General features: G+C 68.5%; 13 protein-coding genes and 3 pseudogenes. 6 read left to right on the top strand and 10 right to left on the bottom strand.

Annotation, left to right across the window (positions count from 1 at the left end; translation table 11 throughout):
• Positions 1–8: 8 nt before the first annotated feature.
• From ACFWXQ_RS05545 to ACFWXQ_RS05520, 6 genes and pseudogenes are all read right to left on the bottom strand, one after another.
• A complete protein-coding gene (locus ACFWXQ_RS05545) occupies positions 9–2129 on the bottom strand; it encodes an FG-GAP-like repeat-containing protein (RefSeq protein ID WP_383950236.1) in 2121 nt (706 codons plus the stop codon).
• Positions 2126–2860 carry a hypothetical protein gene (locus tag ACFWXQ_RS05540; protein ID WP_383950231.1) on the bottom strand — a complete coding sequence of 245 codons (735 nt, stop codon included), beginning with the start codon at positions 2858–2860 and terminating at the stop codon, positions 2126–2128. The genes ACFWXQ_RS05545 and ACFWXQ_RS05540 overlap by 4 nt, the downstream gene beginning before the upstream one ends.
• A 487-nt stretch (positions 2861–3347) precedes the next feature.
• Positions 3348–3558 (bottom strand): annotated as a pseudogene (locus tag ACFWXQ_RS05535) (hypothetical protein); the annotation flags it as partial.
• Complete coding sequence (locus ACFWXQ_RS05530; RefSeq protein ID WP_383950243.1) at positions 3540–3665, bottom strand: hypothetical protein; 126 nt, start codon at positions 3663–3665, stop codon at positions 3540–3542. The gene ACFWXQ_RS05530 and the pseudogene ACFWXQ_RS05535, both read right to left, overlap by 19 nt.
• 273 nt (positions 3666–3938) lie before the next feature.
• Positions 3939–4355 (bottom strand): annotated as a pseudogene (locus ACFWXQ_RS05525) (transposase); the annotation flags it as partial.
• A gap of 859 nt (positions 4356–5214) precedes the next feature.
• Entirely contained in the window at positions 5215–5397 is a 183-nt protein-coding gene (locus ACFWXQ_RS05520) for a hypothetical protein (RefSeq protein WP_383950228.1), read from the bottom strand.
• 220 nt (positions 5398–5617) lie between these two features.
• On the opposite strand from ACFWXQ_RS05520, the gene ACFWXQ_RS05515 reads away from it, so the two are divergent.
• From ACFWXQ_RS05515 to ACFWXQ_RS05505, 3 genes and pseudogenes are all read left to right on the top strand, one after another.
• A complete protein-coding gene (locus ACFWXQ_RS05515; protein ID WP_383950225.1) occupies positions 5618–6538 on the top strand; it encodes a hypothetical protein in 921 nt (306 codons plus the stop codon).
• A 53-nt stretch (positions 6539–6591) separates the two neighbouring features.
• Positions 6592–7074: a hypothetical protein gene (locus ACFWXQ_RS05510; protein ID WP_383950222.1), complete on the top strand. Its 483-nt coding sequence runs from the start codon at positions 6592–6594 to the stop codon at positions 7072–7074.
• Between the two features lie 216 nt (positions 7075–7290).
• Positions 7291–8800: pseudogene (locus ACFWXQ_RS05505) on the top strand (UvrD-helicase domain-containing protein).
• A 186-nt stretch (positions 8801–8986) separates the two neighbouring features.
• Here the strand turns inward: ACFWXQ_RS05505 and ACFWXQ_RS05500 are convergent.
• The gene (locus tag ACFWXQ_RS05500; RefSeq protein WP_383950219.1) at positions 8987–9523 is read right to left on the bottom strand and encodes a TetR/AcrR family transcriptional regulator; all 537 of its coding nucleotides are present in this window, start codon (positions 9521–9523) and stop codon (positions 8987–8989) included.
• A gap of 75 nt (positions 9524–9598) precedes the next feature.
• Here ACFWXQ_RS05500 and ACFWXQ_RS05495 point away from each other — a divergent pair, with 75 nt between their 5' ends.
• The 3 genes from ACFWXQ_RS05495 to ACFWXQ_RS05485 are packed head-to-tail and all read left to right on the top strand — an operon-like array spanning position 9599 to position 12397.
• The gene (locus ACFWXQ_RS05495; RefSeq protein ID WP_383950216.1) at positions 9599–10648 is read left to right on the top strand and encodes an aldo/keto reductase; all 1050 of its coding nucleotides are present in this window, start codon (positions 9599–9601) and stop codon (positions 10646–10648) included.
• On the top strand, positions 10645–11364 hold the full coding sequence (locus tag ACFWXQ_RS05490; protein ID WP_383950214.1) for a DUF998 domain-containing protein: 720 nt from the start codon (positions 10645–10647) through the stop codon (positions 11362–11364). Before ACFWXQ_RS05495 ends, ACFWXQ_RS05490 begins: the two co-directional genes overlap by 4 nt.
• Before the next feature lie 10 nt (positions 11365–11374).
• Positions 11375–12397, top strand: a complete 1023-nt coding sequence (locus ACFWXQ_RS05485; protein WP_383950211.1) for an NAD-dependent epimerase/dehydratase family protein — start codon at positions 11375–11377, stop codon at positions 12395–12397.
• 176 nt (positions 12398–12573) lie between these two features.
• Here ACFWXQ_RS05485 and ACFWXQ_RS05480 read toward each other — a convergent pair whose 3' ends face one another.
• The 3 genes from ACFWXQ_RS05480 to ACFWXQ_RS05470 are packed head-to-tail and all read right to left on the bottom strand — an operon-like array spanning position 12574 to position 13646.
• Positions 12574–12807 carry a Helicase associated domain protein gene (locus ACFWXQ_RS05480; protein WP_383950234.1) on the bottom strand — a complete coding sequence of 78 codons (234 nt, stop codon included), beginning with the start codon at positions 12805–12807 and terminating at the stop codon, positions 12574–12576.
• A 5-nt stretch (positions 12808–12812) separates the two neighbouring features.
• Positions 12813–12938: a hypothetical protein gene (locus ACFWXQ_RS05475; protein WP_383950209.1), complete on the bottom strand. Its 126-nt coding sequence runs from the start codon at positions 12936–12938 to the stop codon at positions 12813–12815.
• 42 nt (positions 12939–12980) lie between these two features.
• Positions 12981–13646: a TetR/AcrR family transcriptional regulator gene (locus ACFWXQ_RS05470; protein WP_383950207.1), complete on the bottom strand. Its 666-nt coding sequence runs from the start codon at positions 13644–13646 to the stop codon at positions 12981–12983.
• Positions 13647–13739 lie beyond the last annotated feature (93 nt).

Here is a 13739-nt window from a genome sequence, read left to right as displayed (position 1 = left end):
CGGGCAGGTCAGAAGGTGTAGACGCCTCCGCTCAAGAGGGCAGGGGTTGTCCCGACAACAGGGGAGAGGACGGTGAGCGTGTTGGCGGTGGTGGAAACGTGGCCGGTGCCGTCGCCGGGCCACCAGCGGGCGGCTCCGGAGGAGTTGACGGCCGCGAAGTCGGAGTGGCCGTCGGAGTTCACGTCGCCCGTGAAGAAGCGGCTGTACGCGGCGAAGGACGTGCCGGACGCCAGCTGCTGGGCGGCGGCCAGGCCGCCATTGCCGTCACCCTTCCACCACCAGAGGGTGCCGTTGGAGTCGACGGCGGCGACATCGGTGTTGCCGTCGTCGTCGAAGTCACCGGTGGGGACGCCGGAGTAGGCGGAGAAGGACGCGCCGGACAGGTTCTGGCGGGCGCCGAAGGTGCGGTCGCCGTTTCCGGGCCACCACCACAGGCTGCCGTCGAAGCCGAGGCCGACGATGTCGGTGAGGCCGTCGGCGTTGAAGTCGCCGCCGGAGACCGCCTTGACGGTGCTGAACGAGGTGCCGGACATCAGGACCGTGGGGGTGGCCAGGATGCCGTCGCCCTGCCCCAGCCAGAAGTTCAGCTGGCCCTGGTCGTTGATGGCGATGAGGTCGCCGATGCCGTCGTTGTTGAAGTCGCCGCGGGCCGGGTGGAAGGTCGAGCCGAAGGTGCCGCCGATCAGGGTGGCGTTCTCCAGGTGCCGTTCACCGGTGGTGGCGTCGCCGAAGCCCGCGAAGTACCAGATCCTGCCGTCGCTCAGGCGGTTGAAGACGTCCATCTGGCCGTCGCCGTCGGTGTCGTCCCAGGAGCGGGTGTCGGCCTCGCCGGTGTTGAAGGGCAGGCGGAGCAGCATGTCGGCACCGGAGTACGTGTCAGCGGTCGCGGCGGAGGAGATCTCCTGGGTGCTCAGCGCCCGGCCGTAGAGCATCACGCGGTCGATCGAACCCGAGAAGGGCTGCGCGCCGTCCACCCGGTTGCCGACCTCGAGCGGCTGGGGGCGGGCCGGCGAGACCGCGCCGCTCGGCGCGGTGTCGGTGTCGACCTTCGCGCCGTCGATCCACAGGCTCAGCTCTTGGCCGGCGCGTACCAGGGCCACTTGGTGCCAGGCGTTGTCGTTGTAGCTCGACGTGGATTCCACCGTCTTGCTGCCGGATGCCGTGGTGATGTTGGCCACGATCCGGTTCTGCTCGGGTTCCCCCCGGATCCACATCTGCGGCAGCCCCGCGCCGACGCCGAAGCCCCAGAGGATGGCCCGCAGCCCGGTGGTGGAGTTGTACTTGAAGTCGGCGGCGGCCGTGAAGTCCCCGGTGAGCTTGGTGGCGTACGCGGGGCTCGGTGCGACGTCGACAAAGCCGGCGGAGGTCGCAGGGTCCAGCGTCACCGCGCGGCCGAACCTGCCGGCGGTCAGCCGGGCACGGCCGCGCAGGGTGGCCGCGTCCCCGACGGTGTTCGAGGTACGGGAACCGGTCACCGGTCCGGTGAGAACGGTCTGGCCGGCGGAGACGATGGTAAAGCGGACCGAGGTGAGGTCGTACGTGCCGTTGGGGTTGTCCTTCGGGGCAGGCCCGGCCTCGTAGAGCACTCCGAGACCGCCGGACTCGGTGCGGGTGAGGTCGGAGTAGCCGGCGCCCGCCTTGGCGATGGTCAGGCCCTGGGCGGGCGTCTGCCAGGTGGCGCCGTTGTCGAAGGAGGAACGGAGCTTGAGGGTGCCATGCCGCTGCGGGAAAGCGGAGTCGTGGTAGACGGGCTCGGTGATCACCAGCTGGTTGAAACTGTCACCGTCCGGGACGCTGTTGAGGGACAGAATCGGGGCGAAGATCTGCGAGCCGGGCAGGTTGGCCGTGGTCGCCGGCTCCCAGCTCATGCCGCCGTTGAGGCTGATGGCCTTGCTCCGGGTGGCGCCCGAGGCGGCGTCGGCGTCGGCGTCGCCGCTGGCGCCAAGCTTGTTGTTGCGGGCGGTCATGTAGAGCCTGCCGTCGGCCAGTTGCGTGATGCTGGCCTCACCCGACCCCAAGGTACTGGTGTTGGTGGTGAAGGCGCCGCGTTGCCAGGTCTCTCCGTGGTCGGGGCTGTAGATGGCGGAGGCGTGGTGGCCGTCGCCATTCCATGTTCCGTCGGGATTTATCTGGTCTGGTACGCGGGCGCCACCAGTCGGCCCCCGTAGGCGCCACCTGGACGCAACTGGATGCCGTGTCCCGGGCCGGGCTGGAGGAAGCGCATGCCCTGCTCATCCGAGGCGGGCTGGTTGGCCTGCTTGGGGTTCACCTTGCTGGTGATGTCAGTCCGGTTGACCCAGGTCTGGCCGTCGTCACGGCTGTACATGACGAACGTCTGGATACGGTTCACCGGGCCGTTCGGGTTCTCGATGTCCCCGTTGGTGAGCAACCGCACGCTGTAGAGCAGTACCACCTGGCCCTGGACGGCCGGGTTGGGGTTCGCGTAGGTGGCGTCGACGATCGGTGTGGGCTGGGCGTTGATCGCCGGCACGCCCAGGTTCGCGGGGTCGCTGGACAGACTGCGGGCGATGATCTTCGGCGCGCTCCAGGTGGCGCCACCGTCGGTCGACGCCCGGCTCACGATGTCCATCTCGTGGGTGTCTTTGCACGTGCTGCCCAGTCGGGCTTCGGCGAAGGCAAGCAGCGTCTTGTTGGCGGTGCGGACCACCGAGGGGATCCGGAAGCATGTGTAGGTGCGGCCGCCGATGGTCGTGTTCGACGTGAACAGGGTCGACTGGCTGGGTAGTTGCGGTGGCTGCGCGGTGATGACGGGCGCTGCTGTCGCGGGTGCCGGTGACACCAGTGCGGCGCCAGCGATCAGCGGCAGCAGCAGAGCCCTGACGACGGCGGAGAGATTCATGTGAAGAAACTATGACGATCTCCTGTGACGATTCAACGAAATACCGTCGGGCCAGGGGCAAATGGCGGCTTCCTCTACGCCGGCGGACTTGCCCGTCGGCCAACCGGCCTTGGTAGCCGGCAGATCGTGTCGGAGCCCAACGCCGCGTTCGCGGCCGCGGCGTGGGTCAGTTCCTCGTCGTCGAGGAGTACTGCCGGCCGGGGCTGCGGAAGATTCGGGTGACGCGTCGCCGCAGCCCACACGGCAGGGGCCGGGTCCCGGGTGAGTCGCTCCACGGCTGTCGTCTCGGTTTCGGGGTCGCGTCCGGCCAGAGCCCGGACCTCAGGGTCCTCGTAGTTGGCGAAGACGGAGAGTCCGTCATGAGCACGCAGCGCTCGGTCGGTCCCAGGTCCGTACGGCTCGCCACCTTCGTGCCCACCTCCGGGTCCGGATCGGCGACGAGTGCACGGCGCTCGGCGGAGCCGGGGTCCGCGCGGTGCGCGATCAGGCCCCGTATCAGCCGTTCCGCCATCGGCTGGATCGACTTCCGCCTTCCTTCCGGCATCAGTCCCGCAGACGGCAGACGGCAGACGGCAGACGGCAGACGGCAGACGGCAGTCGCCCTTCGACCGCTGATCCTTGCGCGGCACCGACGAGAACACGCCAGCCACGAACAACGCCAACGTCGCCCGAGCACGGTTCACTTCACGTGCGTCCAGAAGAGGCGGTTGAGTACTGCTGCGCTCAGCGGTGCTGGTGGTAGCCAGTCCACGGACAGTCCCTGCGTGTTGTCGTAGGTGTGCAGCAGGGTTGCGGCGACGCCCATAGCCGCGAACCCTTCGGGGTCGCACGGCCCCAGTGCCAGGCCCTCAGAGTCGGGTTGGCTGTGGCCAGGGCGCTGCTGAGCAGTCCGCCGCAGGCGGTGACGGCCTGGAGTACTTCGGCCGGCGAGGCAGTGGGGCGAACGTTCAGGTCGATGGAGAGGTAGGCGTCTGCGGGCTGTACTGCCAGGTGCCCTGCGTAGGCCAGCAGGTCGTGGCCGTTGTCGAAGCCGGGTGGCCGTCGGCCGCGTGAGCCCCTTGCGAAAGCGGGCGACCTTGCTGTCCGCCTTCTCCGGGATCGTGTGCCTGACTCCCCGCCGTCGCAGGTACTCGCGGCAGGGCCCGTTGCTGTACGCCTTGTCGGCCGCCAGGCTGCGATGCTTGTTCCGCGGTCTGCCGGGACCAATCCGAGGAACACAGATCTTCTCCAGCACGGCTTTGAACTGGGTGCGATCCGCCCTTTGTCCTGGGGTGACGGTCAAGGACAACGGGCGGCAGCGACCGTCCGCGCTCAGGTGGACATTGCTGGTGAACCCGCCACGTGAACGGCCCAGACCCTCACCGCCGGCACCGCCAGCACCGCCTCCACCGGGCGGCCGGACGAAGTCCGCCACGGCGTCTCGTCCTGATGTCCGACCCGCTCGGCCCCTTTTGAAGCAGAACCGGCGGCGGATCGATACGGGCGCCGGCCGCATGCTGATGTGCGCGAACGATGGTGGAGTCACCGAGATGTCCCAGTCGATCTCGCCCGCCACATCGGCCACAGCACCTGTTGCTGACCGGCAGGAAAGGACGCAGCCGTTCCCACTCGGCATCCGTCAGGTCACCCCGCCCCATGCCCGTATTAACGCCCTGGGAGCGGAGCAGTCACTTGTAAAGGCTCCCGGGTACCGGGGCGTGCAAGGATCGGCAGATGGTGCTTGAAGGTGAGTTCTTCCTAGCCGGAGACGATGCTTCTACGGCGCGGGTGGGCCCGCGCAAGAGACACGATTTTCCTGCCGTGTCGTGTGACGGCATCTATCCAGATGACGCGGTTCTCAGCTGGGAGAGTCTGCTGACGGGCGCGCCCGCGAGCCCGCTCCGAGACGTGGTGCCCATGGCCAACGATGGATTCACCGTCTTCGCTGTTCCGGAGCCGCTGTGTACGGCTTTGGCTCGTGCCGAAAGGGATCAACTCCGAACGACAGGCGTTGCGTGGGCTGAGAGTGCCTCCGAGCCGGACCATGAGATCTCGCCGGATAGAGCGGTGCGCCTCCTTGAGCGTCTGTCAGTTCTAGCCAACAGCCGGGCAGAGAAAGGCCTGAGCCTGTACTGCTGGTACTTCGCTCCCTGACCTCACCGCCCACGTGCCTGTAGTTGCAGTGCCCCGGCCTTGCCGGGACGGCGCGAGCCGCGTGCCGATGATCGACCGGACAGGTCCTGGTTGGAAGCACCAACATTTCCAATTGGCACAACGAGCCACCCGGTGAACCTATCCGGTCACGGCACTAGCTCAGGCGCGGGCTCGATGCCGAGCGTCTCCAGCAGGTACTGCTGCGCGGGCATCAACCTGGCTCACCGGCCCCGCTTGGCCCTGATCCACACCCCGGGGTCCTTGCCCTGGACGACCAACTCGCCCGCCCCGGCCGGGAGGCTGCCGCCAGGCTTCATGCGGGCGGGCGCCAACCGGTAGCTGCGCTGCCACGTGATCTCCCATGCCGGGCACCACCCTGGATCGACCTCCGTCAGCGCTTCCATGCGGCTCTCAGAGAGTTCGCCGGCGTACGGGACGCCCGTTTTCCCTTCGCCCGGATCGTGTTCGTCCTGTTTCTGTGATTGCCGGCAGCCGCCGGAGGCGTCTGCCGCCCTGACAGATGTCAGGACCGGCCGGGACAGCGTCCGTGTTGTGCTTCGTCGGCCGGGTCCACCGGCCGGCGGGGGCTGTCCCGCCCGAGTGACCCGAGTGAGGGGAGAGGAGATGCCGGACCAGAGGACGCGCCGGTTCCTGGCGGGCGCCTCCGCGTGCGTGGCGGTACTCACCCTGCTCGTGGGCTGCGGTGCCGCGGCGCCCGACCGGCCAGGGCCGGAGATGGAGCCGGCCCGGTCGGTCCCTCTGACCGACGCGGATCGTGCCGTGACGAGCCGGGCCGAGGCGTTGCTCGTGCAGACCTGCATGAAGCGCAAGGGCCATCGGTACTGGGTGGCGGCGCCGCTCGACGAGGAGGAGACCCGCAGTTTCGGCTACGTCATGGACGACGTGGCGTGGGCCCGGGCGCACGGCTACGGGAGCCGTATCAAGCAGAAGGTGCTCAAGGCCAAGAAGAACGACCGGAACCTGTCCTACCGGGCGGGTCTGGCCGCACGTGCGGCACGGACGTACGTCACCGATCTGGCGGGCGGTCCCGGCTCGGAGGTCATGGCGGTGCGGCTGCCGGCCGGCGGGCAGATCCGGCTCGCCACGGGCGGGTGCGAGGGGGAGGCCGTGCGCAAGCTGTATGGAGACCAGGAGCAGTGGTTCCGGGCCGAGAAGATCGCCACCAACCTGACGCCTCTGTACGTACCGGATCTCGTCGCCGATCAACGCTTCGAGACGGCGCAGAGCCGCTGGGCCGCCTGCATGCGCGCCGCAGGACACCCCTACCGGACGCCCGCCGACATCCGCTCCGCGCTGCCCGAGGTCACCTCCGGCCGCAGTGCCGCACAGGCGTACCGGACGGAGGTGCGCCTGGCTGTCGCCGAGGCGACCTGCGCGCGGCGGACCGGGTTCGGCGACAGCCTCCGTGCCCTTGAGGAGGAGCACAGTGCTCCGGTGCGCGAGCGCTACCGCGCCGAGATCACCAAGCGGGACCAGCTGGAACGCGCCGCGCTGCGTCGCGCCGAACACATCCTGAACGACTGAACGACTGAACGACTGAACCAGTGAAACGCCGAGAACACGAGGAGCACACCGGTATGAGCAAGAAGACTCGAGCGCTCGCGGCGGTGGGGCTGAGCGCCCTGTTCACCGTCATGATTCCCGCCACGACGGTGCAGGCCGCACCCGCGAGCGCCAACTGCGACAACGAGTACTGGCAGTACGCGGGGGACGGCAACGTCCACATCTACTACGAGGCCGACTGCCGTAGCCTGAACGTCAAGTACGGTGACGGAGATGACGTCAACTGGGCCGACGGACTGGGCCACTTCGCATGGTCCGACAACGACGCGGTCAGCTCGGTGATGAATACGGGCACGTACTCCGGCGGCTGGGACGTAGTGAAGTTCTACGTCGACGCCAACTACAGCGAGGCACAGGGATACAGCTGCCTGAAGCGCAGCGAAATCTACGTGGACGACCTCAGCCGCAACACCAGCACCACTGGGCACACGATGAACAACTCGATCAGCTCGCACAAGTGGGTGACACAGAGCGCCTGCGCCAAGTTCATGAGCTGACGCAGGCCGCCGGAGGGGCCCGGTCGAGGGCCGGACCCCTCCGGCGGGAGACGTTTGGGCTTCAGGTTGCCGGTTGTGAGTGATGGCTGGCGGGCAGGGCAGCAGCCTGACCGAGTGAATACGCCGGTTCGCATGAGCTGTTCCTGCGTGAGCCAGTACGGCGCTGATCGTTGAGCGCGGCCGCACCGTCACCCACGCCCCCGGAGCCGCGCCGTGCTGAATCCGGCCGACGAACAGCAGGCCGCGGCCGACGCCTTCCACTCCGGCCACCACCTGGCCCTCCAGGCTGGCGCAGGCACCGGCAAGGCCACCACCCTGGCCCAGCTCGCCCACGCCACCATCTGCCGCGGCCGCTACCTTGCCTACGACCGGGCCATTGCCCAGGACGCCCGCTCCTGCTCCCGCTTCCCCTCCACTGTCAACTGCAAGACCGCCCGCCCACGCCCTGGCCTACACCGCCGTCGGCCACCGCCGCACCCAGCGTCTCGACGCACCCCGCCGCCCCGCCTGGCAGACCGGACACGCCCTCGGCATCACCAAAGCCATCCGCATCGGCGACCGTGACCTGTCCCAGAAGACCTTCTCCAACGCCCTCCTGCGCTCCGTGGCCCGCTTCTGCCGCACCGCCGACCTGACGATCACCGGCCGCCACGTCTCGCGCCAGCGCGGCCTCGAAGACCGCACCCTGCATGCCCAACTCGCTGCCTATATCGTCCCGTTCGCCCGCAAGGCCTGGGCGACCTCCAGCACCCGGACGACGGCCTCGTGCGTTTCGACCACGACCACTCCCTGAAAATCTGGGCCCTCACGAGTCCGTAGATCGACACTGACTTCCTTCTGCTTGACGAGGCCCAGGACACCGACTCAGTGGTCGAGGAGATCTTCCTCAACTAGCGTGGTCACGCCCAGCTGGTGATGGTCGGTGACTCCGCCCAGGCCATCTACCACTGGCGAGGCGCCAACGAGGTCATGACCGGCTTTCGACGGCATCCAGCTCGCCCTCTCTCAGTCCTTCCGCTTCGGCCCCAGGCTCGCTGACGAAGCCAACCGGTGGCCGGCCATCGCCGGCGCCCCGATCCTCCTCACCGGCATCGAAGCCGTGCCCACCGAACTCGGCCCCCTCACCCGGCCCGACGCCGTCCTGTGCCGTACCAACGTCGGCGCCATGGCCCAGGTCATGGACTTGTTGACCGCCGGACACCGCGTGGTGCTGGTCGGGGGAGGAGACAGCCTGCGCGGCCTGGACCTGGCCGCCTGCGACCTGAAGGGAGGCCGCCGCACGACCCAACACGAACTGGTGCTGTTCCCCTCCTGGGGCGATTTGCAGGACTACGCCGCCTGCGACCCGGCCGGACGGGATCTGCAGCCGCTGGTCGACCTCGTCGACACCCACGGCACCGACGCCATCGTGTCCGCCGTTGCCCGACTTGCCCCCCAGGACCAGGCAGAGGTGACCGTCTCCATCGCCCACGTGGCCAAGGGACGCGAATGGGCGCGGGTGAAAATCGCCGACGACTTCACCCCGCCCAAGGACACCGACGAGCTCGATGCCACCGGCAACACGATCCCTGGTCCGATCGACGACGACGAAGCTCGCCTCGCCCACGTCGCGGATACCCGCGCGCGCCACCGGCTCGACACCAGTGGCCTGTCCTCGATTGAGAACAACCCTGACGCTCGCTGTTGGGCAGCCGCTTCTCGAAGGCTTTCTTCCCTGCCGGGGTGACGGTGGTGGTGTGGTGTTCGCCCTTGCCGACGTCCAGGCCGAGTAAGGCGCCGATGTCACTGACGTCGATCACGTGCGTCCTTCGGTCGTTCTCGCCCGGCCGTCCCACGGCACCGATCGCCACATCCACATCACGAAGAGCCTCCCGAGAGAGCCAATTGCCAGGCCCTGTCTCGCGCGCGGCGTCTACCGGTTGGTGCGGAGTCCGTCGAGGATGAGCGCGAGCATGTGGGGTGCCCGGTCCTGGGGGCTGGACGCGGCGCGCCACAGTGCGCCGGTGAGCTGGAGGAAGTCGCCTGGGTCGGCGTCCGCGCGGATGGTTTCGTCCTTCTTGCCGGCGTCGAGGAGCTGTGTGATCGCGGCGATGACCGGTCCGTAGCTCTGCTCGCTGATCGCCTGGTGCGCGCCCGGGCCGAGGGCGTCGCCGAGGCCGTGCTTTCTGCGCATGGCCTCGACGAGGTCGGTCGTCCAGTGACGGAGCGCTTCCAGTGGCGGCATCTGGGCCAGCAGGCCGGGCACGGTGCCGGTGATGCGTGCCACCTCGTCCTGGTAGACGGCCAGGACCAGCGACTCGCGAGTGGGGAAGTTGCGGTACAGGGTGCCCGAGCCGACTCCCGCGCGCTGGGCGATCTGGTTTATCGACGTGCTGCCGTCCGCCGTGAGCGCTTCGCGTGCGGCGGCGAGGATGCGCGCCCTGTTCTCACGGGCGTCTGACCGGACCATGGGACCTCACCTTGCTAAGTGGGGAGCTCTCCACTACGTTATGTGGGGAGCTCTCCACTTACTCTAAGGAGCGTCATGCATTACATCAAGCTCGGCATGACCGGCCTCGACGTGTCCCCGATCGCGATCGGCGCGATGAGCTACGGCGAACCCGACCGCGGGCACCCCGTCTGGTCGAAGGGCGAACAGGACGCGCGCCCGCTCATCAAGCACGCGCTGGAGGCGGGGATCAACTTCTTCGACACCGCGAACATGTACTCCAACGGTTCCAGCGAGGAGATCCTCGGCCGGGCGCTCAGGGACTTCGCCGACCGCGATGCCGTGGTGATCGCCACGAAGCTGCGCCATCCGATGCGGCTGGGACCCAACGGACGCGGCCTGTCCCGCAAGGCGATCATGACCGAGGTCGACCACTCCCTGCGCCGCCTGGGAACCGACTACATCGACCTCTACCAGATCCACCGCAACGACCACTCCACCCCGTGGGAGGAGACCCTCGAAGCGCTCAGCGACCTCGTGAGGGCCGGCAAGGTCCGCTACCTCGGCGCCTCGTCCATGCATGCCTGGGAGTTCGCGAAGGCGCTGCGCCTGCAGAAGCAGAACGGCTGGGCGCGGTTCGTGTCCATGCAGGACCACTACAACCTGCTCGCCCGCGAGGAGGAGCGGGAGATGATCCCGCTGTGCCTGGACGAGGGCGTCGGCACGATCGTCTGGTCGCCGCTGGCCCGCGGCCGACTCGCCCGCGCGTGGGACGACGCCCGCTCGACGGCGCGCTCGGAGACGGACGGCGCCTACGCGGACCTGCTCTACTCGCCCGCGCAGGAGGCGGCCAACCACGCGATCATCGACGCGGTCGGGCAGGTCGCGGACGCCCACGGCGCCGGCCGCGCACAGGTCGCGCTCGCCTGGCTGCGCCGCCAGCCGGTCGTCACCGCACCTCTGGTCGGCGCCGGCTCGATCCGGCAGATCGACGAGGCGGTGGCCTCCCTCGACATCGAGCTCACGGACGACGAGGTGCGCGCCCTGGAGGCCCCGTACACCCCTCGGTATGACTGGCAGGGAGTCTCGGACGAGGCCGAGATGGAGGTCATCCGCAAGCGCGTGCCCGGAATGGCTCTCGCATGAGCTCCATCGTCCGCTCCGGCGCTACGGCCCGCGCCGGAGCCCTCCTCATCCTTCTTGGCCCGCTCGTGTCCTGGACCGCCGAGTTCGTCACGGCCGCCGCATGGCAGGACCCGCCGTACTCGCCCCTGTACAACTGGGTCAGCCACCTCGGCCTGACCGGCCCGGCGCAGACCGCGTTCGGACAGGTCGCCAACTCCCCCCTCGGTGCCGTCATGGACACCGGCTGGGTGATCTACGGCAGCCTCTTGGTCATTGGCGCGTTCCTCGTGTTCGATCCGCGCAAGGGCACCCGCCCGGTCGTCATCCTGATCCTCGCCCTCCTCGCCGGCGTCGGGGTTTTGCTCGTCGGCATCTTCCAGGGCTCCAACACCAACGTTGACAACGGCCTGATCGCGTTCCACACCGTCGGCGCGCAGAGCGTCATGCTCGCCGGCAACATCATGGCCATCGCCGTCGGAGCCGGCGGAACCCGCATCGGTCTCACCAGGGGCCGGTCGATCACGAGCATGGCCCTCGGCACCGCCGGACTGATTGCATTCCCCCTCTTCATGGCCGACGTGTTCACCGGCTGGATGTGGAACATCGGTCTGTTCGAGCGCGCCGTGATCTACCCGATCATGATCGGCCACGCCCTCCTGGGAAGCAGCGTGGCCGCTGCCCAGCGGCACCGTGCGACGCACCCGCCGACACCCCTTACCGCACGAGTTGTGAGCTGAGGAGAGACAGATGACACAGGTACTGGTCACCGGAGGAACAGGATTCGTCGGGAGCTGGTGCGTCCTGACCCTGCTCGACGCCGGGCACACCGTCCGCACCACAGTTCGCGACCTGCGGCGCGAGCCGGCCCTGCGCTCCTGGCTCCACGCTGCCGCACCGTTCGACGACGACCGTCTCACGGTCGTACGCGCCGATCTCGAACACCCCGACGGCTGGGACGCTGCCGTCGCCGACTGCGACTTCGTCCTCCACGTCGCCTCGCCGACCCTGCGCAGTACGCCGGCGAACGACGACGAGCTGGTGGTCCCGGCACGCGAGGGCGTCCTGCGGGTGCTGCGCGCCGCCCGCGACGCCCGTGTGCGCCGGGTCGTCCTGACAAGCGCCTTCGGTGCCATCGGGATCGGGCACCCCCCGCGCTCGACCCCGTTCACCGAGGAGGACTGGACCAACGTCGACAGCGATATCCCGCCCTACCAGCGGTCCAAGACACTCGCCGAACGCGCCGCCTGGCAGTTCGTCAAGGACGAAGGCGGTGGTCTGGAACTGGCAGCGGTTCATCCCGTGGGAGTCCTTGGACCACTCCTCGGCCCGGACGACCCACCATCGCTGCGCCTGGTGCGCAGAATGCTCGAGGGACAGGTTCCTGCGTGCCCTCCCTTCGGGATGGGCTTCGTCGACGTGCGCGACGTCGCGGATCTGCACCTGCGCGCGATGACCGATCCGGCAGCCGCCGGCGAGCGTTTCCTGGCCATCGCCGGGCACAGCCTGCGCGTCGTCGACATCGCACACACTCTGCATGACCGCCTCGGTGAGCGCGCCGCGAAGGCCCCGACCCGTGAACTGCCCGTGTGGCTCGCACGCACACTGGGCATCGCGAACCCGGAACTGCGGCTGCTCAGGCACCAGCTCGGCCGGGATCTCAACGCCACAAGCGCCAAGGCGGAGAAGCTTCTCGGCTGGCGAGCACGTCCCATCGAGGACACCATCGCGGAGACCGCCGAGAGCCTCCTCACCCACGGCATCGGAAAATGACTGGCTCGCAACCGACCGACGCGGCAGCCCTGCGCGCCGAAGTTGCGTCGAACTGGTGACGCGGCGCGCCATGTGCCGTCGGCTTACGGGGCAGGCTGTCTGCCCGCCGGGTGAGCGGAGGGTTCTGCGGGTGCCGATGGGCAGCGTCGTAGCAACCGTCGCGCCGGGATCGCAGGTCATCCCGACAGCCTGCGGATGGCATTCGCGAACAGGGCTGCTCGATGGACAACACGGGCTGCCCTGCGGCGGGTGTTGTCGAGCCACCCGCCCAGCTTCACCTCCGTGCTGTCCTCCATTTGTTCCACATGATTGAGTCTCACGTTCAAATGCCCTTCGCGGGTGTGGAATTGGCGGGCGGCTGCGAGGTGGGTGACCCATCGGTCGGCCTGCGTCCGGCGAGCACAGGTCACGCTGGTCACGCCGCGCACGACTGGGGCTGACCCAGGACGACGTCGCCGTGCTGGCCATCGGCCGCAGTCCCTACGCCGGCGTAGAGCAGGGTGAGCGGGGCGGCGGGCGTGCCCGAGACGGCCGTGCTCACCGCGGCTCTGTACACCTCGGGGCCTGTCCAGTGCAGCGCAGGTCAGCTGCGGGGCAGCACGCCCAGGAGGGTTGCGGTCAGGGCCAGCTTCAAGGAGTCCTTCAGCTCGAAGTGGAAGCGGGCCAGTTCGGGCTCGGCCTGGTAGGCCGCCTGCAGGCTGGGCGGGGGTGTGCTGTACGCCGACAGCGCGCCGGCCATGACCATGGTTTGCAGGCTGAACAGTGTTGCGTTCTCGCCCAGCTCCGGCAGGTACTTCTGGATCAGGGCGGTCATGGTTGTCAGGCGGTCCAGGGAGGCGCGCTTGTAGCGTGCTACGACCTCGACGGAGACGTTGTGTTCCAGGACGCCGCCCTGTGCGCCGAAGAGGTCGCACAGCACCACTCGGCCGGAGAGTGAGCCGCTGAGGATCTCGGCCACCGCTGCCGCTCGCTCGGCCATGGGCAGGTTTTCGTCGACGCCGGCGGCCAACTCGCCTGCCAGTTCCGTCAGCCACTCCTGCAGGAAGTGGTCCAGCAGTTCCAGCAGCACCGCCTCGCGGGACTCGAAGTAGCGCAGCACGTTCGGCTTCGCCAGGCCTACCCGGCGGCTGAGCTCGTTCAGGGTGACCGCGGCCACGGGCATCTCGTCGAGCATCGCCGACGCCGTGTCGAGGATCGCCCGTCGGCGGATCTCCCGCTGCTCTTCGGTTCGCGCCCGCTGGAACGTCACGATCGCCACCCTAACTTAGGTACCTGCGGTACGTTGACAATGTACCGAGAGTACTTTAATGTCGTCGACACAAGATACCTTCGGTACGTTAGT

The sequence above is a fragment of the Streptomyces sp. NPDC058697 genome (genome assembly GCF_042715345.1).
Taxonomy (GTDB): Bacteria; Actinomycetota; Actinomycetes; order Streptomycetales; family Streptomycetaceae; genus Streptomyces; species Streptomyces liliifuscus.
This window is presented reverse-complemented; position numbering and strand designations above follow the sequence as displayed.

Coding starts and splice junctions, on each gene's coding strand:
- ACFWXQ_RS05540 (WP_383950231.1), bottom strand. CDS start 2,860: ATGAATCTCTCCGCCGTCGTCAGGGCTCTGCTGCTGCCGCTGATCGCT.
- ACFWXQ_RS05530 (WP_383950243.1), bottom strand. CDS start 3,665: ATGGGCGTCGCCGCAACCCTGCTGCACACCTACGACAACACGCAGGGA.
- ACFWXQ_RS05520 (WP_383950228.1), bottom strand. CDS start 5,397: ATGGAAGCGCTGACGGAGGTCGATCCAGGGTGGTGCCCGGCATGGGAG.
- ACFWXQ_RS05515 (WP_383950225.1), top strand. CDS start 5,618: ATGCCGGACCAGAGGACGCGCCGGTTCCTGGCGGGCGCCTCCGCGTGC.
- ACFWXQ_RS05510 (WP_383950222.1), top strand. CDS start 6,592: ATGAGCAAGAAGACTCGAGCGCTCGCGGCGGTGGGGCTGAGCGCCCTG.
- ACFWXQ_RS05500 (WP_383950219.1), bottom strand. CDS start 9,523: ATGGTCCGGTCAGACGCCCGTGAGAACAGGGCGCGCATCCTCGCCGCC.
- ACFWXQ_RS05495 (WP_383950216.1), top strand. CDS start 9,599: ATGCATTACATCAAGCTCGGCATGACCGGCCTCGACGTGTCCCCGATC.
- ACFWXQ_RS05490 (WP_383950214.1), top strand. CDS start 10,645: ATGAGCTCCATCGTCCGCTCCGGCGCTACGGCCCGCGCCGGAGCCCTC.
- ACFWXQ_RS05485 (WP_383950211.1), top strand. CDS start 11,375: ATGACACAGGTACTGGTCACCGGAGGAACAGGATTCGTCGGGAGCTGG.